Raw genomic sequence first — 21,667 nt, forward strand, 5'->3', positions numbered from 1 at the left:
TCGGCGCCATCGACCAGCAGGTCGTGAAGTACGAGGGAGCCTGAGGAAGGCGAGGACGCGCGCTTGGCGCGAAAAATCCGGCGCGCGTATCACTCGAAGGCTGAAAGATCGCCCACCCCTTGCTAGAAAATACGGTTTTGCGTTGAAACACTGTTCAGGAATAGGTAGAAGCGGAAGACCCTGCATGTCTCGCAGGAATACAGCAAGGGGGAAGACCATGAAGGGTATTGGTATCGCGCTGATCATTATCGGCTGCATCGGTGTCCTGATGGGGGGCATGATGTTTGGTGACATCGGCATCGCCGCGCTGATCGGCGCCGTCACGGCAATCCTTTCGGGAACCGGCTTCATCATGGCCAACAAGCGGCTGCCGGCCTGACGGCCCGCCGCGCACATGGAGGGCTAGGATGAAAACCCAACTTCGCGACGGCGAGACGCTTGTCAAGGAAAGCCGCGCCAATCACCAGAAGAACATCGAGGCCGTGGGCGGCAAGCTCTTCCTGACCACGCAGCGCCTGGTGTTCGAAGCGCATGCCATAAACGTCCAGGGCGGCACGACCATTTTCGACCTCGCCGACATCCGCTCGGCGCGGCCCTCGTGGACCAGGATTCTCGGTTTGGTGCCGCTCGTGCCCAATGCCGTAGCGGTCGAGACGGCCGACGGCACGACGGTCCGCTTCACGGTTTTCGGCCGCAAGGCATGGGCGGCTGCGATCAAGCAGGCCCTGCCCGCCGATGTTCCGGCCGCCGCCTGACCACGACACCGCCGCCGTACAGGCGCGAGGCCCAAAGGAATGACCTCATGAAAAAACTGATCATCGCAGTCGCGGCGCTTGCCGTCGCGGCTCCGGTGGCCGGCGCCCAGGCGCAGACCCTGAACGCCGATGTCGTGCGCGCCGCCAAGTGCTCGGGCGCCATCGCCGGCAACGCCCTCATCGACTATTTCAACGACGAGGACGAGGACCGCTTTCTCAACCGCGTCTATCCGGCCAACTACGTCCTGCTGGACACGCTCCGCGAGGAAGGGCTCACCAATCCAGACGACGTCGCCGTCTACGACAACCTTATGGCCCAGACGGCCGGGCAGTTCGTCTCGGCCGCCGAGGAAGACATATGGTCGATTGAAGAGTGGGAATACCTGATCGGCTGCTACGACGACATCCTTGCCACCATGCCCGTCGATCCCGACCGGCGCGTGGAGGCCGGTGCGCGGGCCGCGACCAGCACCTATCTCGAGAACGTCAAGATCCTGCTGGAATAGGTGCCGCCTAGAACCGGTAGCCCACGCCCAGCATGACGATCAACTGGTCGGCGGACCCCGCTTCCTCGACCACCGGGCTGTCGGCCGCGTCGCCCAGCAGGCGCATGTAGGTGACGCGGCCGCCGACGCTCCAGGTGCGGGACAGGAACTGGTTGACCGCCAGCGACACGTTGACGTCGCGCACCCCGCCGTCGGCCTCGTATGCCGCCAGGCCGCTCTGCGCCGCCCCGGTGGGCGAAACGCCGAAATAGGTGTCCATGTAGTCGTCGCTGGCATAGGTCACACCTGCGGACAGGGCCGCGATGGTGGGGCGGAACAGGGGGCGCTGGATGGTCCCGCGCAGCGACGCCAGCCAGCCGCCGTGGGCGTCGGTGACATCCTGACGCACCATCAGTCGCACGCGCTCGGCATACCGCGGGTCCGCGGGCTTGACGCTGTGTTCGTATTCGACGAAGCCGCCCACCTCCAGCGCGGGATCGATGCCGGGCAGGCGCTCCACCCGGTCGTCCTCCACGTCGTTGCGGTCCGGCGTCCAGGCGATGAAGGGCCCGGCGTGCCAGTTGGGATCGTCCACCACGTTCAGCCGCAACCGCGAGCCGCGCAGCTTCGCGTAGTACTCGCCGTAGGACACGTCGGCCTCGGGATAGGGTTGGAATTCGTGGTCGTCGGAGCCCAGGTAGTCGGGCGCCCAGACTCCGCCCAGCACGACGCGCGCGTTAAGGTCCGGCCCCGACTCCGCCGGCCTTTCCGATTCGCCGTCACCATCCTGCGCCCGTGCCGGAACGGCACCGGCGCCTGCCACAAGCGCGGCGGCGGACAGCGTCAGCAGGGCAGTCTTGAAGGGAGACGTCTTGGGCATGGTGCGGTAACCCTTTTCCGACAGCTTCGGCAAACGCTTGATCAACAGCCGACACCACCGGACCGTTGCGCCCGCGCCCGGACGCTGCTCCCGATCAACCGCCGCCCAGTTGACGCCGCTTCTCCTCGCCGGCGTCGGTCAGGGTGGCGGGCTCCTGCTCGGGATGAGCGAGACCGGCGTCCTGCAATTCCTTGAGGACGGCGGGGTGCACATCGCTCGCGCGTTTCTCGGCAATGGCGTCCAGGGCCGCCCGCAGCACGTCATCATCCATGGCGTCACCTCGCGGTTCCGGTGGGGTCGATGGACAGACTACGGCCGGGCCGCCCGCCCTGTTGCGGACGCACGCCCTAAGCGCCCGCCCGGGTCAGCACCAGCAGCCAGGCCGCCAGGATCGCCAGGCACGTCAGCGTCCACGGCCCGTTCCACCGCCGCCCGACGGTCGCGGCCGTCTCGCCGCCGATGCGCCCCATGAGCAGCGTCACAGCGGCATAGGGAGAGGACGCTGCCGAAAGGGCCCAGGCCGCCGTCAGCGCCACCGCGACCGCCGCCGCCGGCACGCCCAGCTCCGCCGGGGCCGGCAGCGCGCCGGAAACGGCGGTGACCAGAAGCACCGGGTGCAGCCCCACCTGCGCCAGCGCGACCACCAGCACCGCCAGCGCCGCCAGAAGCGCCCATCCCGGCAGCGGCACCGCGGCCCACAGGGACGACAGCGCCTCGGTCGGGACCAGCGCCACGGCGACCGAGCCCGCGAACACGGCCGAAGACAGCACCGCGACCTCCAGCCGGTGAGACGGCAGTGCCTCCGTCACATGACGCTCCACCCGGCCGGCGAAGCACCGCAGGGCCGCGCCCCGGCCGGCGCCGCCCCGCCGGCACTGGAGCATCACCCAGGCCATGCCGACCACAGGCGCCGCTGTCATCACGCCGATCACCAGCCGCACGCCCAGAAGGCTGCTCCACGCCGCCCCCAGGCCGAACACCAGCGCCACCAGGCCTAGCACCGGCAGCAGCACCCGCGCGCCGGCGTCGCTGTCCGGCGGCGGCGGAACGGTGCCATCCGGCGCCTTGACGAAGCGGTCCAGCGCCCAGCCGGCGAGCAGCATCATCAGCGCATAGCCGGCGCACCAGGGGGCAACCGCGCCCCACGACGTCTCCGGCAGGTCCGACAGCACCACGGCGACGGCCAGGCTGGCCGGCGACCATGCCAGGATCACGATGAAGGCCCGCGCCACCGCCGACAGCATGCGGCGGCGGCGCAGGCGGATGTGGGCGTTGTCGACATCGACCGTGGCGCGGGTGACCATGGTCCCCAGCAGGTGGACGACCCCGATGCCCAGCGCCAGCGCCATCAGATGGCCGCCGAAGGTCATGGCGGCATACCGCCGCCCCGGCCGCCGCGCCGCCAGGTACCGCCCGGCCGCCTGCATGCGCGGGCTGGCCTCCGCCGGGTCGCGCAGGTAGCCGAACATGGTGAACAGGCTGGCGATGAAGACGGCGCGGAACAGGCCTTCGCGCAGGGCGTCGGGGGGAACCTCCAGCACCCAGGCCGCCGCGCCGGTGACGGCCGCGAGGCCCAGGAACACCCGCCCCTTGGCCGGCAGAACCAACACCTGGCTCGCCAGATAGACGGCGAGGCCGCCGCAGGCCGTCCACAGGAGGGGCGGGCGCTCCGTCGGGGCGTAGGCCAGAAAGGCGACCACCGCCACCACCAGCCCCGCCGACCCGGCACGGGCGCCGAGAAATGACGGCCGTTTGGCAGCGGCAAGGGAGCGAAGCGGGCTCATGCGGGCGCCTTCGGCGGACGGGCGGAGGGACGATAGCCCTTCAACAGAAGAGGCAGCCCGGCCGTTGCGCCGTCGGCCGGGCTCTTGGCGTCAGCCCGTCGCGCCCAGGCCGGCGGCGATGGCGTTGACGGTCAGCAGAAGCCGGCCCTCCAGCACCGCCGCGGTTTCCGCATCCTGCTCGACGCGGGCGCGGCGCCAGCGGCCCAGCAGGTCCACCTGCCGATCATGCAGTTGCGCCAGCGCCGGGCGCCGCAGTTCGAGCGTCTGGTGGATGCGCGGCCGGGTGTCCGACAGCGGGCCGCCGTAGATGTCGCGCAGGGCATCGCGCGTGCGGGCGTATTCCTCCTCGATCAGGGTCATGAGCCTGTCGCGCACGCCGGCGTCCTCCACCAGCGCGGCATAGCGGCGCATGATGTCCACGTCGGCGGTCGCCAGGCTGGTGGCGACAGAGCTGATGACGTAGTGCAGCGGCGCCCAGTCGAAGACCGCCGCCGCCAGCCGCGCGTGATCCTCCGGCGCCTGGTCCTTGAGCCGCGTGAGCGCGCTGCCCACGCCGTACCAGCCCGACAGGTAGAAGCGCGACTGACTCCACGAGAACACCCAGGGAATGGCGCGCAGGTCGGCCACGGTGCGCTGGCCGGTGCGGCGTACGGGCCGCGAGCCGATGCGGGCGGCCTCGATGGCGTCGATGGGCGTGGCGCCGCTGAAGAAGGCCATGAAGCCGTCCTGCTGCAGAAGCTCGGCATAGACGGCGCGGCTGGCCTCCGACACCGTGTCCATCACCGGCGCCAGCGGGTGGGCATCCGCGTCGGGCCGGGCGGCGGCGGTGGAGCGCACGGTGCCGGCGCACAGAAGCTCCAGGTTGTGCACGGCGGTGATGCGGTTGGCATACTTCTGCGAAATCACCTCGCCCTGTTCCGTCAGGCGCAGGTCGCCGTTGAGCGCGTGCGGCGGCAGCGCCTTGAGGAAGCGGTGCGTCGGTCCGGCGCCGCGGCTGATGCTGCCGCCGCGCCCGTGGAAGAAGCGGATGCGCACACCGTGCTTGCGGCCCACCTCGGCCAGGGCCTCCTGCGCCCGGTACAGCCCCCAGCGGCTGGCCCAGATGCCGCCGTCCTTGTTGGAATCGCTGTAGCCCACCATGACCTGCTGAAGCGGACCGTCCAGACCCCAGGCCTCGGCCTGCGCCCGCAGCGAGCGCATGACCATGGGGTGGCCCAGGTAGTCGTCCAGGATGGCGGCGCTGCGCTCCAGGTCGTCGATGGTCTCGAACAGCGGCACCACGTTCAGCGGGCAGACGGCACCCTCGTTGGTTTCCTCCAGCAGGCCCGCCTCGCGCGCGAACAGGTAGACCACCAGCAGGTCCGAGACCGAGCGCGTCATGCTGACGATCAGCGCGCCAAGGCCGCCGGCGCCGTGGGCGGCGATTTCCTTGGCCAGCACGCGGTGACAGGCCACCACGGCATCGGCCTCCGGTCCGATGCCCCGTGTTCCGCCGCGCGTGAAGGGGCGCGGGCTTTGCAGTTCCGCATCCAGCACGGCGCGCCGCCCGGCCTCGTCGGCGGCCAGGAAAGCCTCGCCGTCCAGGCCGGCGCGGGTCATGAGTTGGCTGAAGCCGAGTTCATGGAACCGGCTGTTCTGGCGGATGTCCAGCCGCGCCAGGTGGAAGCCGAAGGTCTCCACCAGATCGTGCAGGGGCAGCAGCGCGTCGTCGGCCAGCCGGTGGGCGCCCACCGCGCGCAGTGCCTCCTCCACCACCGCCAGGTCGGCGGCCAGCTCGGCGGCTCCGGCGTAGGGCGCGGGTCCGTCGCCGTCCGGCAGGCGGGCCAACATCAGGTTCAGGGCCTGCCGCCATGTCTCGCCGGGATTGCGCGCCACCGCCCGCTCTCCGGCCGGGCCGAGCAGCGCGGCCGTGCGCTCCACCATGGCGGTCAGCGCCGCCGGCGGGGGCTGGAGGCGGTCGGACAGGCTGAGCCGCACCGCCACCACGCGCAGCTTCTCGCGCAGAAGGTCCAGGGCGCCGGCCCGCAGCTTCGCCAGTGTTTCGGCGGTGAACTCGGCCGTGACGAAGGGATGGCCGTCGCGGTCGCCGCCCACCCACGAGCCGAACCGCACCCGCGGCCACGGCCGGCGCTCGGCCAGCACGGTGGCGTCGAGGCCTTCGGCCTGCCACGCCTGATGCAGGCGGGCGCGCAGGGGCGGAAGGACCTCGGGGAAGACGTGGCGCAGGAAGTGCAGGACGTGGCGGCGCTCGGACTCGAGGTCCGGCTTTTCCAGGAAGATCTCCCCGGTGCGCCACAGTGACTCGAGCGACGCCTTGATGCGGTCGCGCAGGGCCTCGCGCTCCTGGTCGGTGTACATGGTGTTCTCGCGCCCGACCAGCAGCAGATACAGGGCGCGGTGGTGCTCCAGCACCGTCTGGCGCTTGGCTTCGGTGGGATGGGCGGTCAGCACGGCCTCGACCCGCGCGGCATCGACGGCATCGGCCACGGCGGCGGCATCCAGCCCGCGGGCGCCAAGGCCGCGCAAGGTCTGCTCCCACGACCCCGAATCCTCGTGCAGGCGCCCCTTCTGCTGCAGGACGCGGCGGCTCTGGGCGTTGGCGTTTTCCTCCACCATGCGCAGAAGCTGGAAGGCGACCGACGCGGCCTGGATGACCCGTTCCGGGTCGGCATCCTGCGCGCCGTCGCCGGCCGTTGCGGGGTCCAGGAGGCGCGCCGCGGGGGCATCGCCCGATTCGATCAGCACCTCGCGGAAACAGTCGATCAGGAAGGCGTAATCGCGCTGAATCTTCTCGAAATCCACGTGCAGACCGCTGGCGAACGACATCAGACCTCCTCCCGTCCTTGCGTCTGGAGGAAGGAGTGTGTGGGGGGAACGAGTCCAAGTCAAAATACAATCGGGCCGACACATCCCCGGGAAGGACGTGCCGGCCCGACGTCAGGCCGTCATGTCAGGCCTGCGCGGCCCTTACTCGGCGGCCGGCTTGGCGGCTGGGGCCTCGTGCTCGGGGTCCACCGGAGCGTCTTCCAGGACGTGGATCTCTTCCTCGTCCTTGACGCCCTTGGCGCGCTTTTCCAGCAGGAACCACAGCACCAGGCCGACACCCAGGCCCCAGGCGGCACCGTGGACGGCCAGCACCACGCCCATGGTGCCGGCGACACCCATCGACGTCGCGCTGTCCACCTGCTCCACGCCGACGGCGATGCACAGGTAGCCCGTGATGATCAGGGTGATCGACAGGGCAATGGGCAGCACCGGCTGGAACAGGCTGACCAGCGGCAGCAGGAACAGGGCGATGAAGCCCACGATCCAGAACACGCCGGCGCCCGAGTAGATGGTGTCCATGGCCGAGCGGCCCTGGCGGTAGCGCTCCGCGATGGTCGCCATGGCGCCGGTGAACAGCGGGCCGGCAAGCCCAGGATAGGGCGCAACCAGGGCGTGCATCACGTTGCGGATGCCGGTCACCAGGTGGGCGCGGTCGACGTCCACCTCGATCTTCTCGTCGGGGCGCAGGTGGTCGACGCGCTTGATCAGCGTCTGGCCGACGATGATGTCGCCGAAGGCGATGATGTAGGCGATGATCGCCGTCGGAACCGCCAGAAGCAGCAGGTCCCAGCTGGGCAGGCCGACACCGAAGACGGTGTAGTCCAGCACGCTGCCGAAGGCCGGCACCGCAACGCCCAGCTCAATTTCGGGCAGCGGGTATTCGGAAATCCCCCAGCCGATCAGCATGGCGGCGATCATGCCCGGAACCATGCCGTAGCTGGACAGGATCTTGGCCCAGCGGTGCGTTTCCGACCAGTGGCGGAAGCTCAGCGAGAACAGGATGAAGGCGGTGGCGAAGCAGCCGACGGCCAGCGAGATGGGCGTGTTGTACAGGCGCCCGCCTTCCTGGATTTCGCCGGTGATGGCCGCGATGCCCGCACCCAGCAGGATGCCGCCCTTGATGGAGTTCGGAATGACGTTGACCAGCTTGCTGCCCAGGCGGGTCACCGCCATGAACAGGAAGATGAACGCCACCACGGCCTGCAGGGCCACCAGGGCCTTGATGGCCTCGGGTCCGGGCTCGAACTGGCCGACGAACAGCAGCACGACCGGAATGGCCGGCGTGATCCAGCCGGGCACGAACGGCACGCCCAACAGGTTCGGCAGCATGAAGCCGATGCCGCAGATGGCGACGAACGCCAGCGCAACGTCATGCGGCAGGCCCAGGTACTGCTTGAGCAGCGGGATCATGCCCATGGCGACGACGAACAGCACCAGGGCCTGAACGGTTTCCGCCGTTTCCCAGCGGTAATGAATGAACGGCAGGCGGATCTTGAACGGACCAGCCGACCAATAGGGATGTTCCTCCCCGAATTGGCGCTTCAAAAGCAAAGCGTATTCCCCTTCCTTGGCGAGAAAAGCGCCGCGCCGGGAACGCGGCGGTCATCAGGGGCATCGGGTTTTGTTATGCCCATGACGCAGCGCAGCATAGCCAAAATCGCATGGAAAGCAACCGACGAAACCCACCCTTTCGGGCTGGCCGGACGCGCCTTTGGTCGCGGTGGAGGCGCAACGAAAAAAGCCCCTCTGGCAACAGTGCCGAAGGGGCTTTCCGCGGAACGGGGCGACGGGATCAATAATTCAGCGGCACCACGATGCTGGTGTCGGCGGTAACCGGGAAGGCGCAGTCGGCGAAGGCGGGCGGGCCGGTGACGGCCGGATCGTTGCTCAGGCCGTAGCCCTCGGTCGGGATCATGCCCAGGAAGCGGTCCATGCGGCCGTTGCCGTTTTCATCGTGGGTGATGATGACGGCGTGCTCCCCGGCCGAGAGGCCGTCGAAAACCACCGTCATGGCGCCTGATTCGGCAGCGGCCGCCGCGCGTGTCGCCACCACGCGGGCGTCGGGCTCGTCGCGGAAGCCGTCGGGACCGTCATAGAGGGCGGTGCGCACCTGGCCGTTCGCGTGGGCGATGCCGGTGACGGTCACCCGCAGCTCCAGCGCGGCGGCCTGGCCGGCGGTGGCGGCCAGCAGGGCCGAGGCCAGGATCAGTGCGCGAGGCATGTGCCGCCCCTCCCGTTGCGTCGGCCCTGGCGGCGGCCGTGACCCCGGCGGACGGGACCGGCATCCGGCCCGCCCCCGCCTTCAAGGCAACGACGGAAGGCCGGCAGGTGGCGCTGCTGCGAGGCGTCGCGCAGGTTGGTGAAGACCCGGGCGACCTCGGCGTCCCCGGACACCGCCGCAAGCAGCCGGTCGTAGAGGGCGGCGTTCTCGACCTCGGCCGTCACTCCCGCGGCACAGGCGTCCTTGACCGAGGCCGGCGCCGGCACAGAGCCGCTCCAGCGGTCGCGGGGCGGCGTCAGGCCGCGGCGCTCGTACAGGCGCAGCAAGGCGCCGGCGTGGCGGCGCTCGGCCTCGACGATGTTCACGAAGGGGCGGACCGGCCCGAAGGCGGCCAGCACGGACTCGTAGGTGGCGATGGCCTTGTATTCATCATCCAGGGCCTCGGCCATGGCGTCGGCGACGCGCATCATGTCGTCTACTCCGGAATGCGTCCAACTTTCCCGAGACTCCGTCCTGGCGCCGCATCTTCCAATGACAATCCTCAATGCGCTTCGGGCCTTTATATTAGACTGCCCTAAACCTAACAAAGAAGTGCTGGGAGGAGTCCATGTTCACCATGTTTCGTCCGGGGACGAGGACGGGACTGCGTCGCGCCGCGCTGCTTCTGGCGGCGGCCGTGATCGCCGCCGCGCCGGTCCACGCCGGATCGTCGACTGCCGACCATTCCAAGTTCGAGCAGTTGCAGAAACCGTTCGCCACCGGTCCCGATGTCACGGAAGCCTGCCTCGACTGCCATACCGAGACGGGGCAGCAGGTCATGCATTCGGTGCACTGGACCTGGGCGAAGGAGAACGCGCGCACGGGCCGGGTGGAGGGCAAGCTGACGACCATCAACAGCTTCTGCGGCTCTCCCATCTCCAACGAGCCGCGCTGAACCCGCTGCGGCGCGTCGCCTACCTGGGGCTGAAGCTGGTCATCAACCCGGCCATCGCCGTATCGGGGCTGCTGTACCTCTACATCAACGCCCTGCCGGGCATCGGCCTGGAGGTGGTCGCCCCCCTGCACACGCTGGCGGCCTATGCCATGGGGGCTTTCGTGCTGACCCACGTCACCTGACCACCACAGGCGAAACCCTGTTTGCCTACCACAAGGCCATGATCACCGGCTGGGAGGCTCCGCACGGAGGATCATCCGAACCGGCTTCACCGGCACCCCCGGCGGATTAGCCCTTCACCCGCGACGGCGCGCCAGCCCCACCCCCCGGTCGTACCGGCGCGCCGTCCACTCGGCGCCCGCTCCTCCCCACTCCGGAGCGGGCGCCATTTTTTGTCTTGCCGCCTGATGCGTCCAATTCGCAAGACCACTGACAATGCGCAATGCATTCAAGGGGCTTGCGGCAGTAGCCTCTGGATCGTCGCCCGGGTCGGGTTCTGCTCCTTCCCGGCGTCCCCCGGGTTCCCGTGAACCGGAGCCGGGCGACACCTTTCCGCGCCGGCGATTGAAATCGTCGACGCTGCGGGCGACGCGTTGATCGTACAAGCGTCACCGGGACATACCCCGAGCCTCCGTCGAGTTTGCGCAGATGCCGACCACCCTCTCCTTCCAGCCGACCGTCGACAGCGCATGGCGCCGCCGGGCCATGGGCTGGATGGGCTTGGTGATCCTGGGTCTCGGGCTGCTGGCGGTGGCGTCTGCGAGCTTTCGCCTGCCCGAGCTGCCGAGCCCCGGCACAGGGACCGAACTGCCCTTCGGCCAGATGGTCATCTGCACCGGCAGCGGCTTGCGCATCATCGACATGACCGCCGACGGGGCCGACGCCACGCCCGCCCAGGCACAGCACCCGGCGGACGACCTGTGCCTCATGTGCCTGCCGGTCTCGCCCGAGGCGGCGACGCTGGCGGTGATGGCGGTGGCCGTCCTGCTGCTGGCCGGGCACGCCCTGCCGCTTGCGATGCCGGCTCCCGCGTCGAGCGACCGTCCGCGCAGGCCGCGCGGCTGCGGTGCGACGCGGGTGACGCGGGGGCCGCCGGGCGCCCGCGGCTGAGGCCGCTCCTTTTCCCTTCATCCCGCTCAACACTCAAGTTCAAGAACCATTCGGAGGAGATCGCCATGCGCGGCGTTCTCGCGTCGATGGGCGTCTTCCTGCGGCAGGGCATCCGGCCCCGCACGCCGCTGGCGCGCGCCATCGTGCCCGTGCTGCTGGTCAAGGTCAGCATCGTGTTGCTGGCGAAGTTCTTCGTGTTCGACGACGGCCGCATGGCCGTGCCGCCCGACGAACTGCGCCAGCACCTGTCCGCCCCCGCCACCGCCGCGCCTGTCCGCGACTCCTTCGGGGAGAATTGAGAGCCATGTTCGACCTCGATCCCGTCGGCCTGTCACGCCTGCAATTCGGCATGACGGCCATGTATCACTTCCTGTTCGTCCCCCTGACGCTGGGCCTGTCGTTCCTGCTGGCGATCATGGAGACGACCTATGTGCTGACCGGCCGCGCCATCTGGCGCGACATGACCAAGTTCTGGGGCAAGCTGTTCGGCATCAACTTCGCCATGGGCGTCGCGACCGGCATCACCATGGAGTTCCAGTTCGGCACCAACTGGAGCTACTACAGCCACTACGTCGGCGACATCTTCGGCGCCCCGCTCGCCATCGAGGGCCTGATGGCCTTCTTCCTGGAGAGCACCTTCGTCGGCCTGTTCTTCTTCGGCTGGGACCGCATGAGCAAGGGCAGCCACCTGACGGTAACGTGGCTGGTCGCCATCGGGTCCAACCTGTCGGCGTTGTGGATCCTCATCGCCAACGGCTGGATGCAGTATCCCATCGGGTCGGAGTTCAATTTCGACACCATGCGGATGGAACTGACCAGCTTCACCGAGATCGTCTTCAATCCGGTGGCGCAGGCCAAGTTCGTCCATACCGTCTCCGCGGGCTACGTGACGGGGGCGATGTTCGTGCTGTCCGTCAGCGCTTGGTACCTGCTGAAAGGCCGCCACATCCAGTTCGCGCGCCGCAGCTTCACCGTCGCCGCCGCCTTCGGCCTGGCCTCGGCCCTGTCGGTGGTGGTGCTGGGCGACGAAAGCGGGTACTCGGTCAGCGAACACCAGAAGATGAAGCTGGCCGCCATCGAGGGCATGTGGGAGACCGAGCCCGCGCCGGCCGGCTTCGCCCTGTTCGGCCTGCCCGACATGGACGACCGCGAGACCCGCGCCGAGGTCAAGGTGCCCTACGCGCTGGGCCTCATTGCCACGCGGTCCTTTGACGAGGAACTGCCCGGCATCAACGATCAGGTGGCGGAAAACGAGGCCCGCATCCGCGAGGGCCTCATCGCCTATGACGCGCTGGAGCACCTGCGCGCCGACCGCACCGACGCCGATGCCCGCGCCACACTGAAGGCCCACGAGGACGTGCTGGGCTACGCGCTGCTTCTGAAGAAATACGTCGACGACCCGCGCCAGGCCACCGACGCGCAGATCGCGCAGGCCGCCTTCGATACCGTGCCGCACGTCCCCAGCCTGTTCTGGACCTTCCGCATCATGGTCGGCCTGGGCTTCTACTTCATCGCGGCCTTCGCCTTCGCCTTCTATCTCGCGAGCAAGCGGGACTTCGGCCGCCGCTGGTTCCTGCGCATGGTCGTCCTCAGCCTGCCCCTGCCCTGGGTGGCGGCGGAACTGGGATGGTTCGTCGCCGAGCACGGCCGCCAGCCGTGGTCCATCGAAGGCATCCTGCCGACCTTCCTGTCGGCCTCCAGCCTGGGGGTGGGGCAGGTGCTGTTCACGCTGATCGGCTTCATCGTCTTCTATTCCACCCTGGCCGTGGTCGACGTGTTCCTGATGGTCCGGTACGTGCGCATGGGACCCGCCAAGGCCCTGCACCTGCCGCCCACGGACCAGACGGCCGACACCGCCACGACCGCCGAGCCGGAGCGTATCGCCCCGGCCGCCGCCGAATGACCGGGTGAGGAGAGCGAAACCATGTCCATCCCCGTCGACTACGAGACCCTGCGCCTGATCTGGTGGCTGTTCCTGGGCGTGCTGCTCATCGGGTTCGCCGTCATGGACGGCTTCGACCTGGGCGTCGGCACCCTGCTGCCCTTCGTCGCCCGCACCGACACCGAGCGCCGCGTGCTCATCAACACCATCGGCCCGGTGTGGGAGGGCAATCAGGTGTGGCTGATCCTGGGGGGCGGCGCCATCTTCGCCGCCTACCCGCCCATATACGCCGCCGCCTTCTCGGGCTTCTACCTGGCCATGTTCCTGACCCTGGTGGCGCTGATCCTGCGGCCCGTCGGCTTCGACTTCCGCAACAAGCTGACGGATCCGCGCTGGCGCCGCGTGTGGGACACCGGCCTGTTCCTGGGCGGCTTCGTGCCGGCACTGGTGTTCGGCATCGCCTTCGGCAACCTGCTGCAGGGCGTGCCATTCCGGCTGGACCAGGACCTGCGCGTCTTCTACGAGGGCGGCTTCCTCGGCCTTCTGAACCCGCTGGGGCTGTTGGCCGGGCTGCTGTCGGTCGCCATGCTGGTGATGCACGGAGCGGCCTACCTCAACGTCAAGACCGACGGCGTCATTCAGGCGCGCGCCAAGCGCGCCCTGCAGGGCGCGGCGGCGGTGACGGTGGCCCTGTTCGCCCTGGCCGGGCTGTGGATCGCCTCGGGCGTGGAGGGCTACGTCATCACCTCGGCGGTGGAGACCGCCGGCCCGTCCAACCCGCTTCTGAAGACGGTGGAGCGCGTGCCCGGCGGCTGGCTGTCCAACTACGGCGCCCACCCGTGGATGATCATCGCCCCCGCGGCGGCTTTCGTGGGAGCAGCGGCAGCCGCCCTGCTGGCGCGCGGCCGTGCGGAAGTGACGACCTTTGTCGCCACCGCCCTGTCGGTCACCGGCATCGTCGCCACCGCCGGCGTGAGCCTGTTCCCCTTCCTCATGCCGTCGAGCCTGGACCCGGCGTCGAGCCTGACCGCCTGGGATGCCTCGTCGTCGCACCTGACGCTGTTCGTCATGCTGGTGGCGACGCTGATCTTCCTGCCGATCATCCTGGCCTACACCAGTTTCGTCTTCCGCGTGCTGCGCGGCAAGGTGACCAACGAGTACGTGGAAAAGAACAGCGCCAGCCTGTACTAGGCCGGCACCCGCTCAAGGAGACAAGTCATGTGGTATTTCGCCTGGATTCTCGGGGTGATGCTGGCCTGCGCCTTCGCCATCCTCAACGCCCTTTGGCACGAGGTGCGCGAGCCCGATCCCGGCCGCCTCGACTGATCGGCCCCTTACCGCCACTCCGTCCACCCGGCCCCGCCGCCCCGCGCGCGGGGCCGGTTTCCGTGGTGGCGGGAACATCACGACAGGGACTTGACCAGCGTCAAGGTCGCGCGACCGGCGGCCATCCACACTCCGCGCACTGACAGCGTTCGCCCGGTCCCGGGCATGAGGGAGTGCAATGTCCGCCAAAGCCCCGCGCCTCCGCATCCTGACGACGGTCCTGCTGGTCCTCATTGGCCTGATCGCCACGGCCCTGCCGGCCGCCGCGGCGAGCCTGGACGAATACCTGGACAAGGTGAGCGCCGCCGACCTGGTGCCGGGCGCCGATCGCCTGGGCGAGCCCCAGGGCACGCCGCCGGTGGTGCCGGCCTACAAGGGCGACGCGGTGGCGGGCTACGTCTTCCTCAATTCGGATTTCACCAACGCCACCGGCTATTCGGGCCGCCCCATTCATATCCTGGCCGGCGTGTCGACCGAGGGGGTCATCTCGGGCGTGCGCATGGTGGAGCATCACGAGCCCATCGTGCTCATCGGCATCCCGGAAGAGCGCATCCGCGACTACAACCAGGCCATCGTCGGCTATGACGCCGTCACCATGACCGCCCCGGCCGAGACCGGCGAGCCCGATATCATCTCGGGCGCCACCGTGACCGTCCTGGTGATGTACGACAGCGTCACGCGCGGCGCGGCCAAGGTGGCCCGGCGCCTCGGCCTGGGCGATCTGGACGCGGCGTCGGCGCAGCCCGCCGCGCCGGTGCGCGAGATCGACCGCGACGCCCCGGTGGAGGTCAAGGACTGGCAGACCCTTCTGGGAGAAGGCGCGGTGCGCCGCCTGAAGCTGACGGTCGGCCAGGTCAACGAGGCGTTCGCGCAGTCCGGCAATCCCGAAGCCGCCGAGCGCCCGGAAAAGGGCGCGCCGGAGGACACCTTCATCGACCTCTACGTCGCCCAGGTCAGCGTGCCCACCGTCGGCCGCTCCCTGCTGGGCGAGAACGAGTGGCGCAACCTGCAGGAGACGCTGGAAGAGGGGCAGTCGGCCCTGATGATCATGGGTCAGGGCCGGTACTCCTTCAAAGGCTCGGGCTACGTGCGCGGCGGCATCTTCGACCGCATCCAGCTGTCCCAGGACACCACGTCGGTGCGCTTCAAGGACCGCCAGCACAAGCGGCTGGGCAATGTGGCGGCCGAGGGGGCGCCGGAGTTCGACGAAGTGGGCCTGTTCCGCGTGCCGGTGGACGTGGACTTCCAGCCCGCCGCGCCGTGGGAACTGGACCTGCTGGTGCAGCGCGCCACGGGGCCGCTGGACAAGGCCTTCGTGACCTTCGACGTCTCCTACGCCGTCCCCGAGGCCTACCTGACCGAACCGCCGCCGCCGCCCGCGCCGGCCGATCCCGCCACCACCCAGGCCGCGGCGCAGGCCCAGGCCGCCGACGACGCGGCCGAGGAAGCCGCCGCCCGTGACGCGCTGTGGAAGAACATCTGGGAGTCCAACGCCTGGAGCATCGGCCTCCTGGTGGCCTCCCTGGTCTTCCTGACCATCGTCTTCTTCTTTCAGGACGTGGTGGTCAAGCGGCCGAAACTGCTGAAGGGCATCCGCTATGCCTTCCTGACCTACACGCTGGTGTGGATCGGCTGGATCGCCAACGCGCAGCTGTCGGTCGTGAACCTGCTGACGCTGAGCAATTCCATGGCGACGGGGTTCAGCTGGCAGTACTTCCTGATGGGGCCGCTGGTGTTCATCCTGTGGTTCGCCGTCGCCGCCTCGCTGCTGTTCTGGGGCCGGGGACCGTTCTGCGGCTGGCTGTGCCCCTTCGGCGCCCTGCAGGAGCTGACCAACCGCATCGGTCGCCGCTTCGGCATCAGGCAGATCACCGTGCCGTGGCGCCTGCATGAACGCCTTTGGCCGCTGAAGTACATGATCTTCCTGGTGCTGTTCGGGGTCGCCCTCTACGACCTGGCGCTGGCGGAAAAGCTGTCGGAGGTGGAGCCCTTCAAGACGGCGATCATCCTGAACTTCATCCGCGACTGGCCCTTCGTGGTGTTCGCCGTCGCGCTGCTGGTCGCCGGCCTGTTCATCGAGCGTTTCTTCTGCCGCTACATCTGCCCCCTGGGCGGTGCGCTGGCGATCCCCGGCCGCATCCGCATGTTCGAGTGGCTGAAGCGCTGGCCGGAATGCGGCACCTCGTGCAACCGCTGCGCCCGCGAGTGCCCGGTGCAGTCCATCCACCCCGAAGGGCACATCAATCCCAACGAGTGCATCTACTGCATGCACTGCCAGGAGCTTTACCTGGACCAGCACCGCTGCCCCCACAACGTGACGCTGCGCCTGAAGAAGGAGCGCCGCCACGCCGCCGCCCGCAAGGCCGGGCGCGACAAGAACAAGAAAGAGGCCGCGACCCCGGTTCCCGAGGAAACACCGGCCCAGTGACCCGCCGGGGGGCATCCGCCCCGGGGCGTGGAAGACTTCAAGCAAGCAAGACCGATACGGAGGATTGCAACATGACCAAGCGTGACGAGAGCAGGGACGGCGTCTCCCGCCGCGACCTTCTGGGCAACACCGCCAAGGGCGCGGTGCTGGCCGGAGTCGCCGGGGCGGCCGGCGTGGGCGGTGCGACGCTCACCGGCGGGCCCATCCGCTCCGCCAAGGCGGCCGAGGCCGGCGCGGCCGGCGCCGTGGCGCCCGGCGAACTGGACGAATACTACGGCTTCTGGTCGTCCGGGCAGACGGGCGAGGTGCGCATCTTCGGCGTCCCCTCCATGCGCGAACTGATGCGCATTCCGGTGTTCAACATCGACAGCGCCACGGGCTGGGGCATCACCAACGAAAGCCGCCGCATCCTTACCGAGGGCCTGACCGAGGAAACCAAGGCGTTCCTCGCCAACCGCGGCGGCATCTACCAGAACGGCGACGCCCACCACCCCCACATGTCGTTCACCGACGGCACCTACGACGGCCGCTACATCTGGATCAACGACAAGGCCAACACGCGCGTCGCCCGCATCCGCTGCGACGTGATGAAGCCCGACAAGATCATCGAAATCCCCAATGCGCATGACATTCACGGCATGCGCCCGCAGAAGTACCCGCGCACCGGCTATGTCTTCTGCAATGGCGAACACGAGGCGCCGCTGCCCAACGACGGGCGCGACATGAAGAACACCGACGCCTACCGTTGCATCTTCTCGGCCGTCGATGGCGAGACGATGGAGGTGGCGTGGCAGGTCATCGTGTCCGGCAACCTGGACAACGTCGACTGCGACTACCAGGGCAAGTACGCCTTCTCCACCAGCTACAATGCCGAGATGGGCATGACGCTGGCGGAAATGACGGCCAACGAGCAGGACCACGTCGTCGTCTTCAACATCGCCCGCATCGAACAGGCGGTGAAGGACGGCAAGGCCACCATGATGAACGGCGTTCCGGTGCTGGACGGCACCAAGGGCTCGCCGTACACGGCCTACATCCCCATCTCCACCAGCCCGCACGGCATCAACACGGCGCCGGACGGCAAGCACGTCGTCATCAACGGCAAGCTGTCGCCGACGGTGTCGGTGATGGACGTCACCAAGCTGGACGCGCTTTTCGAGAACGGCGCCGACCCGCGCAGCGCCATCGTCGCAGAGCCGCAACTGGGCCTGGGCCCGCTCCACACCGCCTTCGACGGGCGCGGCAACGGCTACACCACGCTGTTCATCGACAGCCAGGTCGCCAAGTGGAACATCGAAAAGGCGATCGAGGCCTTCAACGGCGCCGACGTCGACCCGATCCTGGAAAAGATCGACGTCCACTACCAGCCGGGCCACAACAGCACCTCCATGGGCGAGACCAAGGAGGCCGACGGCAAGTGGCTGGTGTCGCTGAACAAGTTCTCCAAGGACCGGTTCCTCAACGTCGGCCCGCTGAAACCGGAGAACGACCAGCTGATCAGCATTGCCGACGAAAGCCAGCCCATGCAGCTGGTCCACGACGGCCCCACCTTCGCCGAGCCGCATGACGGCATCATCGTCCGGGCCGATATCGTCAACCCCAAGAACGCCTGGGATCGCGAAGACCCCATCTTCAAGGACACGGTGGAACTGATCCGCTCCAAGGGTGTTGACCCGGAGGCGGCGGCCGACGTGATCCGCGAGGGCAACAAGGTCTTCGTCTTCATGACCTCGCAGGCGCCCATGTTCTCGCTGGACGAGTTCGAGGTGAACCAGGGCGACGAGGTGACCATCGCCATCACCAACATCGACGACGTGGACGACCTGACCCACGGCTTCACGCTTGCCAACTACGGCATCGTGATGGAACTGGCGCCGAAGGCCACCGCGTCGGTGACCTTCACGGCCGACCGTCCGGGCGTGCACTGGTTCTACTGCCAGTGGTTCTGCCATGCGCTGCACATGGAAATGCGCGGTCGCATGATGGTTCATCCGAAGAGCAAGGCGTGATGCGCGCCCGAGCCTTCATAACGGCGTTCGCGCTGGTCTCGGTGATCATTTCGATCACCGGGGCCGGTGCCCTCGCGCAGGCGCGTGACCTCGCGTCCCTTGTCGGCGCCGCAGAGCCGGGCGGGGTCGTGCGCCTACCAGAGGGCACCTATGCCGGCAACGTCACCATCGACAAGCCCTTGACGCTGATCGGCGAAACCGGCGCGGTGGTCGACGGCGGCGGGCAGGGCCACGTGCTGACGCTGGCCGCGCCCGACATCACGGTGAAGGGCCTGACCATCCGCAATTCGGGCGAGTCCCTGAACGAGGAGCACAGCGGCATCTACGTCACCGAGGCCGCCGACCGGGCGCTGATCGAGGGCAACCGCCTCGAACACAACCTGATCGGCATCTACCTCAAGGGCCCCGACGACGCAGTGGTCAAGGGCAACCACATCGCCGGCCGCACCGACCTGCGCGTGAACGAGCGCGGCAACAGCATCCACCTGTGGAACACGCCGGGCAGCCGCATCGTCGGCAACACCATCACCGGCGGGCGCGACGGCATCTTCACCACGACGTCCAAGGACAACGTGTTCGCCGGCAACATCATGGAAGGCGTGCGGTTCGCGGTCCACTACATGTACACCAACCGCAGCATCCTGCGCGGCAACGTCTCGCGGAACAATGACGCCGGTTACGTCATCATGTTCAGCCATCATCTGACGGTGGAGGACAACGTCAGCCAGGGCGACCGCGACCACGGCCTGCTGTTCAACTACGCCAACTCCTCGACCATGCGCGGCAACGCGGTGGTGGACGGCGGCGAGAAGTGCGTCTTCATCTACAACGCCAACAAGAACGACTTCCGCGGCAACCGCTTCGAGGGCTGCGGCATCGGTATCCACTTCACGGCAGGGTCGGAGCGCAACACCATCGTGCGCAACGCCTTCATCAACAACGAAAGCCAGGTGAAGTACGTCGGCACCACGCACCTGGAATGGGCGGAGGACGGTGTCGGCAACTACTGGTCCGACAACGCCGCTTTCGACCTCAACGCCGACGGCATCGCCGACCGGCCCTACCGCCCCAACGGCCTGGTGGACCAGATCGTCTGGCGCGCGCCGGAGGCCAAGCTGCTGCTTACCAGCCCGGCCGTGCAGATCGTCCGCTGGGCGCAGTCGGCCTTCCCGGCCATCCTGCCCGGCGGCGTGGTCGACCCCTACCCCCTCATGCAGCCACCGGCGGAGGCGGCCGCACCCCAGTTGGCGGAGGTTCCCAAGCCATGACCGATACCCGCGACGCCATCTGCCTGGAGGGCCTGACCAAGCGATATGGCGCCTTCACCGCCGTCGACGGCCTGTCGCTGGCGGTGCCGGAGGGCGAGTTCCTGGCGCTGCTCGGCCACAATGGCGCGGGCAAGACGACGCTCATGAAGATGCTGCTGGGCCTCACCCGCCCCAGCGCCGGGCAACTTTCGGTCCTGGGCACCCAGGGCGGCGGCGCGGCGGCGCGCCGGGCGGTCGGCTTCCTGCCGGAAAACGTCAGCTTCACCGGCGGCTCCACCGGGCGCGAGGCGCTGGCCTTCTATGCCCGGCTCAAGGGCGCGCCCAAGGCCCAGGTGGCGGAGCTGCTGGAGGTGGTCGGCCTGACCGACGCCGCCGCCAAGCCCGTGCGTACCTATTCCAAGGGCATGCGCCAGCGCCTCGGTTTGGCGCAGGCGCTGCTGGGGGATCCGCGGCTCCTGCTGCTGGACGAACCGACGACGGGCCTGGACCCCATGCTGCGGCAGGCCTTCTTCACCATCCTGAAGGACATGAAGGCGCGCGGCGTGACCATCCTGCTGTCGTCGCACGTGCTGACCGAGCTGCAACTGCGCACCGACCGCATCGCCATCATGCGCGGCGGCAGGCTGGTGGCCTGCGACACGCTGCACGGCCTGCAGGAGGCCGCCGGCCTGCCGGTGCGCATCCGCGTCCGCGTGCCCGAGGGCGGGGCGCAGCGGGCCGCCGACCGGGTGGGCGCCGGCGCGACGGTGCTCGGCGCCAACGGCCGGTCGGTGGAACTGGGCGTGCCCGTGGCGGCCAAGATGGAAGCGCTGCGGCAGCTGTCCTGCGGTCCCGACGGCACGGTGGAGGACCTGGACGTCCTGCCGCCCAGCCTGGAGGACGTCTACGCCCATTTCGGCGGCCCCGCCGCCCCGGACGAGGAGACCCTGTCATGAACGGCGTCCTCACCATCGCCGGCCGCGAAATTCGCGAGGGCCTGCGCAACCGCTGGGTCGCGGCGGCCACCCTGATCCTCGCTGCCCTGGCCCTGGCCCTGGCCCTGGTGGGCAGCGCGCCCTTCGGGGCGGTGGAAACGGGACGGCTGACGGTCACCATCGTCTCGCTGTCCAGCCTGTCCATCTACCTGTTGCCGCTGATCGCCCTGCTGCTGGGCTTCGACGCCATCGTCGGCGAGCGCGAGCGCGGGACGCTGCTGCTCATGCTGGCCTACCCGGTCAGCCGCTGGCAGGTGGTGCTGGGCAAGTTCCTCGGGCACGCGGCCATCCTGGCCTTCGCCACCACCATCGGCTTCGGCAGTGCCGCCGTCGCCATCGCCCTGACGGCCGACGCCGCGCCCGCCGCCGCCGAGTGGTGGAGCTTCGGCGGCCTCGTGCTGGCCTCCATCGGCCTGGGGCTCGCCTTCGTCGCCGTCGGCTACGTCATCAGCGTGGCGGTGGCCGAGCGCACCACCGCCGCCGGCGTGGCGGTGGTCGTGTGGCTGTTCCTGGTGGTGCTCTACGACATGGGTTTGCTGGGCGCTTTGGTGGCGACGGGCGGCCAGGGCTTCCTGGGCGACACGCTGACCGTCTGGCTGCTCGCCAATCCGGCCGATGCCTACCGCCTGGTGACCCTGACGGGGTTCGAGGGCGCCGGCACCATCGCCGGCCTGGATGCCGTGGTGGCCGACCTGTCGGTCGCCTGGCCCGCCCTGGCGCTGGCGGCCTGGATCGCCGCCCCGCTGGCCGTCGCCTGGACCATCTTTTCGCGGAAGGAACCCTGA

General features: G+C 68.8%; 21 protein-coding genes. 14 read left to right on the top strand and 7 right to left on the bottom strand.

The window, feature by feature from the left end:
• The first annotated feature begins 217 nt into the window (after positions 1-217).
• From C882_RS25315 to C882_RS21425, 3 genes are read left to right on the top strand one after another with little or no spacing between them, the layout of a single operon-like run.
• The gene (locus C882_RS25315; protein WP_009542783.1) at positions 218-379 is read left to right on the top strand and encodes a hypothetical protein; all 162 of its coding nucleotides are present in this window, start codon (positions 218-220) and stop codon (positions 377-379) included.
• Positions 380-407: 28 nt separating this feature from the next.
• Entirely contained in the window at positions 408-755 is a 348-nt protein-coding gene (locus tag C882_RS21420; RefSeq protein WP_009542784.1) for a GRAM domain-containing protein, read from the top strand.
• 47 nt (positions 756-802) lie between these two features.
• The gene (locus C882_RS21425) at positions 803-1,261 is read left to right on the top strand and encodes a hypothetical protein (RefSeq protein ID WP_009542785.1); all 459 of its coding nucleotides are present in this window, start codon (positions 803-805) and stop codon (positions 1,259-1,261) included.
• 7 nt (positions 1,262-1,268) lie between these two features.
• Here the strand turns inward: C882_RS21425 and C882_RS23670 are convergent, their stop codons facing one another.
• The 7 genes from C882_RS23670 to C882_RS21455 all read right to left on the bottom strand — a co-directional run bounded on the left by C882_RS23670 (position 1,269) and on the right by C882_RS21455 (position 9,421).
• Complete coding sequence (locus C882_RS23670) at positions 1,269-2,120, bottom strand: MipA/OmpV family protein (RefSeq protein WP_152415457.1); 852 nt, start codon at positions 2,118-2,120, stop codon at positions 1,269-1,271.
• A 94-nt stretch (positions 2,121-2,214) separates the two neighbouring features.
• Positions 2,215-2,391 carry a hypothetical protein gene (locus C882_RS25165; RefSeq protein ID WP_009542787.1) on the bottom strand — a complete coding sequence of 59 codons (177 nt, stop codon included), beginning with the start codon at positions 2,389-2,391 and terminating at the stop codon, positions 2,215-2,217.
• Positions 2,392-2,467: 76 nt separating this feature from the next.
• The gene (locus tag C882_RS21435) at positions 2,468-3,904 is read right to left on the bottom strand and encodes a hypothetical protein (protein WP_052000258.1); all 1,437 of its coding nucleotides are present in this window, start codon (positions 3,902-3,904) and stop codon (positions 2,468-2,470) included.
• 90 nt (positions 3,905-3,994) lie between these two features.
• Positions 3,995-6,730, bottom strand: coding sequence for a phosphoenolpyruvate carboxylase (locus C882_RS21440; protein WP_009542789.1), 2,736 nt, complete (start codon positions 6,728-6,730; stop codon positions 3,995-3,997).
• Positions 6,731-6,871: 141 nt separating this feature from the next.
• Positions 6,872-8,275, bottom strand: coding sequence for a solute carrier family 23 protein (locus C882_RS21445; RefSeq protein WP_201448410.1), 1,404 nt, complete (start codon positions 8,273-8,275; stop codon positions 6,872-6,874).
• Between the two features lie 247 nt (positions 8,276-8,522).
• Complete coding sequence (locus tag C882_RS21450; RefSeq protein ID WP_009542792.1) at positions 8,523-8,951, bottom strand: DUF2141 domain-containing protein; 429 nt, start codon at positions 8,949-8,951, stop codon at positions 8,523-8,525.
• On the bottom strand, positions 8,936-9,421 hold the full coding sequence (locus tag C882_RS21455) for a ferritin-like domain-containing protein (RefSeq protein WP_009542793.1): 486 nt from the start codon (positions 9,419-9,421) through the stop codon (positions 8,936-8,938). The genes C882_RS21450 and C882_RS21455 overlap by 16 nt, the downstream gene beginning before the upstream one ends.
• A gap of 137 nt (positions 9,422-9,558) precedes the next feature.
• Between C882_RS21455 and C882_RS21460 the strand changes: the two genes are divergently transcribed.
• From C882_RS21460 to C882_RS21505, 11 genes are all read left to right on the top strand, one after another.
• Positions 9,559-9,885, top strand: a complete 327-nt coding sequence (locus C882_RS21460) for a tetrathionate reductase (protein WP_009542794.1) — start codon at positions 9,559-9,561, stop codon at positions 9,883-9,885.
• Positions 9,886-10,533: 648 nt separating this feature from the next.
• The gene (locus tag C882_RS21465; RefSeq protein ID WP_009542795.1) at positions 10,534-10,995 is read left to right on the top strand and encodes a DUF2946 family protein; all 462 of its coding nucleotides are present in this window, start codon (positions 10,534-10,536) and stop codon (positions 10,993-10,995) included.
• Positions 10,996-11,060: 65 nt separating this feature from the next.
• Complete coding sequence (locus C882_RS21470; protein ID WP_009542796.1) at positions 11,061-11,294, top strand: hypothetical protein; 234 nt, start codon at positions 11,061-11,063, stop codon at positions 11,292-11,294.
• A 5-nt stretch (positions 11,295-11,299) separates the two neighbouring features.
• Positions 11,300-12,898: a cytochrome ubiquinol oxidase subunit I gene (locus C882_RS21475; protein WP_009542797.1), complete on the top strand. Its 1,599-nt coding sequence runs from the start codon at positions 11,300-11,302 to the stop codon at positions 12,896-12,898.
• Between the two features lie 21 nt (positions 12,899-12,919).
• On the top strand, positions 12,920-14,068 hold the full coding sequence (cydB, locus tag C882_RS21480; protein WP_009542798.1) for a cytochrome d ubiquinol oxidase subunit II: 1,149 nt from the start codon (positions 12,920-12,922) through the stop codon (positions 14,066-14,068).
• 27 nt (positions 14,069-14,095) lie between these two features.
• Complete coding sequence (gene cydX, locus C882_RS23675) at positions 14,096-14,203, top strand: cytochrome bd-I oxidase subunit CydX (RefSeq protein ID WP_052000259.1); 108 nt, start codon at positions 14,096-14,098, stop codon at positions 14,201-14,203.
• A 178-nt stretch (positions 14,204-14,381) separates the two neighbouring features.
• Complete coding sequence (locus tag C882_RS21485) at positions 14,382-16,631, top strand: NosR/NirI family protein (RefSeq protein ID WP_009542799.1); 2,250 nt, start codon at positions 14,382-14,384, stop codon at positions 16,629-16,631.
• 71 nt (positions 16,632-16,702) lie between these two features.
• Entirely contained in the window at positions 16,703-18,640 is a 1,938-nt protein-coding gene (gene nosZ / locus C882_RS21490; protein ID WP_009542800.1) for a TAT-dependent nitrous-oxide reductase, read from the top strand.
• Positions 18,640-19,908 carry a nitrous oxide reductase family maturation protein NosD gene (locus tag C882_RS21495; RefSeq protein ID WP_009542801.1) on the top strand — a complete coding sequence of 423 codons (1,269 nt, stop codon included), beginning with the start codon at positions 18,640-18,642 and terminating at the stop codon, positions 19,906-19,908. The genes nosZ and C882_RS21495 overlap by 1 nt, the downstream gene beginning before the upstream one ends.
• A complete protein-coding gene (locus tag C882_RS21500; RefSeq protein WP_009542802.1) occupies positions 19,905-20,843 on the top strand; it encodes an ABC transporter ATP-binding protein in 939 nt (312 codons plus the stop codon). Before C882_RS21495 ends, C882_RS21500 begins: the two co-directional genes overlap by 4 nt.
• A complete protein-coding gene (locus C882_RS21505; protein WP_009542803.1) occupies positions 20,840-21,667 on the top strand; it encodes an ABC transporter permease subunit in 828 nt (275 codons plus the stop codon). Before C882_RS21500 ends, C882_RS21505 begins: the two co-directional genes overlap by 4 nt.

Origin of the sequence: Caenispirillum salinarum AK4 (assembly GCF_000315795.1) — a bacterium.
Taxonomy (GTDB): Bacteria; Pseudomonadota; Alphaproteobacteria; order Rhodospirillales; family Rhodospirillaceae; genus Caenispirillum; species Caenispirillum salinarum.

What these genes read in the sequence shown, in the direction of transcription:
- C882_RS25315 (WP_009542783.1), top strand. Translation starts at nt 218, where the DNA reads ATGAAGGGTATTGGTATCGCGCTGATCATTATCGGCTGCATCGGTGTC.
- C882_RS21420 (WP_009542784.1), top strand. Translation starts at nt 408, where the DNA reads ATGAAAACCCAACTTCGCGACGGCGAGACGCTTGTCAAGGAAAGCCGC.
- C882_RS21425 (WP_009542785.1), top strand. Translation starts at nt 803, where the DNA reads ATGAAAAAACTGATCATCGCAGTCGCGGCGCTTGCCGTCGCGGCTCCG.
- C882_RS23670 (WP_152415457.1), bottom strand. Translation starts at nt 2,120, where the DNA reads ATGCCCAAGACGTCTCCCTTCAAGACTGCCCTGCTGACGCTGTCCGCC.
- C882_RS25165 (WP_009542787.1), bottom strand. Translation starts at nt 2,391, where the DNA reads ATGGATGATGACGTGCTGCGGGCGGCCCTGGACGCCATTGCCGAGAAA.
- C882_RS21435 (WP_052000258.1), bottom strand. Translation starts at nt 3,904, where the DNA reads ATGAGCCCGCTTCGCTCCCTTGCCGCTGCCAAACGGCCGTCATTTCTC.
- C882_RS21440 (WP_009542789.1), bottom strand. Translation starts at nt 6,730, where the DNA reads ATGTCGTTCGCCAGCGGTCTGCACGTGGATTTCGAGAAGATTCAGCGC.
- C882_RS21450 (WP_009542792.1), bottom strand. Translation starts at nt 8,951, where the DNA reads ATGCCTCGCGCACTGATCCTGGCCTCGGCCCTGCTGGCCGCCACCGCC.
- C882_RS21455 (WP_009542793.1), bottom strand. Translation starts at nt 9,421, where the DNA reads ATGATGCGCGTCGCCGACGCCATGGCCGAGGCCCTGGATGATGAATAC.
- C882_RS21460 (WP_009542794.1), top strand. Translation starts at nt 9,559, where the DNA reads ATGTTCACCATGTTTCGTCCGGGGACGAGGACGGGACTGCGTCGCGCC.
- C882_RS21465 (WP_009542795.1), top strand. Translation starts at nt 10,534, where the DNA reads ATGCCGACCACCCTCTCCTTCCAGCCGACCGTCGACAGCGCATGGCGC.
- C882_RS21470 (WP_009542796.1), top strand. Translation starts at nt 11,061, where the DNA reads ATGCGCGGCGTTCTCGCGTCGATGGGCGTCTTCCTGCGGCAGGGCATC.
- C882_RS21475 (WP_009542797.1), top strand. Translation starts at nt 11,300, where the DNA reads ATGTTCGACCTCGATCCCGTCGGCCTGTCACGCCTGCAATTCGGCATG.
- cydB (WP_009542798.1), top strand. Translation starts at nt 12,920, where the DNA reads ATGTCCATCCCCGTCGACTACGAGACCCTGCGCCTGATCTGGTGGCTG.
- cydX (WP_052000259.1), top strand. Translation starts at nt 14,096, where the DNA reads ATGTGGTATTTCGCCTGGATTCTCGGGGTGATGCTGGCCTGCGCCTTC.
- C882_RS21485 (WP_009542799.1), top strand. Translation starts at nt 14,382, where the DNA reads ATGTCCGCCAAAGCCCCGCGCCTCCGCATCCTGACGACGGTCCTGCTG.
- nosZ (WP_009542800.1), top strand. Translation starts at nt 16,703, where the DNA reads ATGACCAAGCGTGACGAGAGCAGGGACGGCGTCTCCCGCCGCGACCTT.
- C882_RS21495 (WP_009542801.1), top strand. Translation starts at nt 18,640, where the DNA reads ATGCGCGCCCGAGCCTTCATAACGGCGTTCGCGCTGGTCTCGGTGATC.
- C882_RS21500 (WP_009542802.1), top strand. Translation starts at nt 19,905, where the DNA reads ATGACCGATACCCGCGACGCCATCTGCCTGGAGGGCCTGACCAAGCGA.
- C882_RS21505 (WP_009542803.1), top strand. Translation starts at nt 20,840, where the DNA reads ATGAACGGCGTCCTCACCATCGCCGGCCGCGAAATTCGCGAGGGCCTG.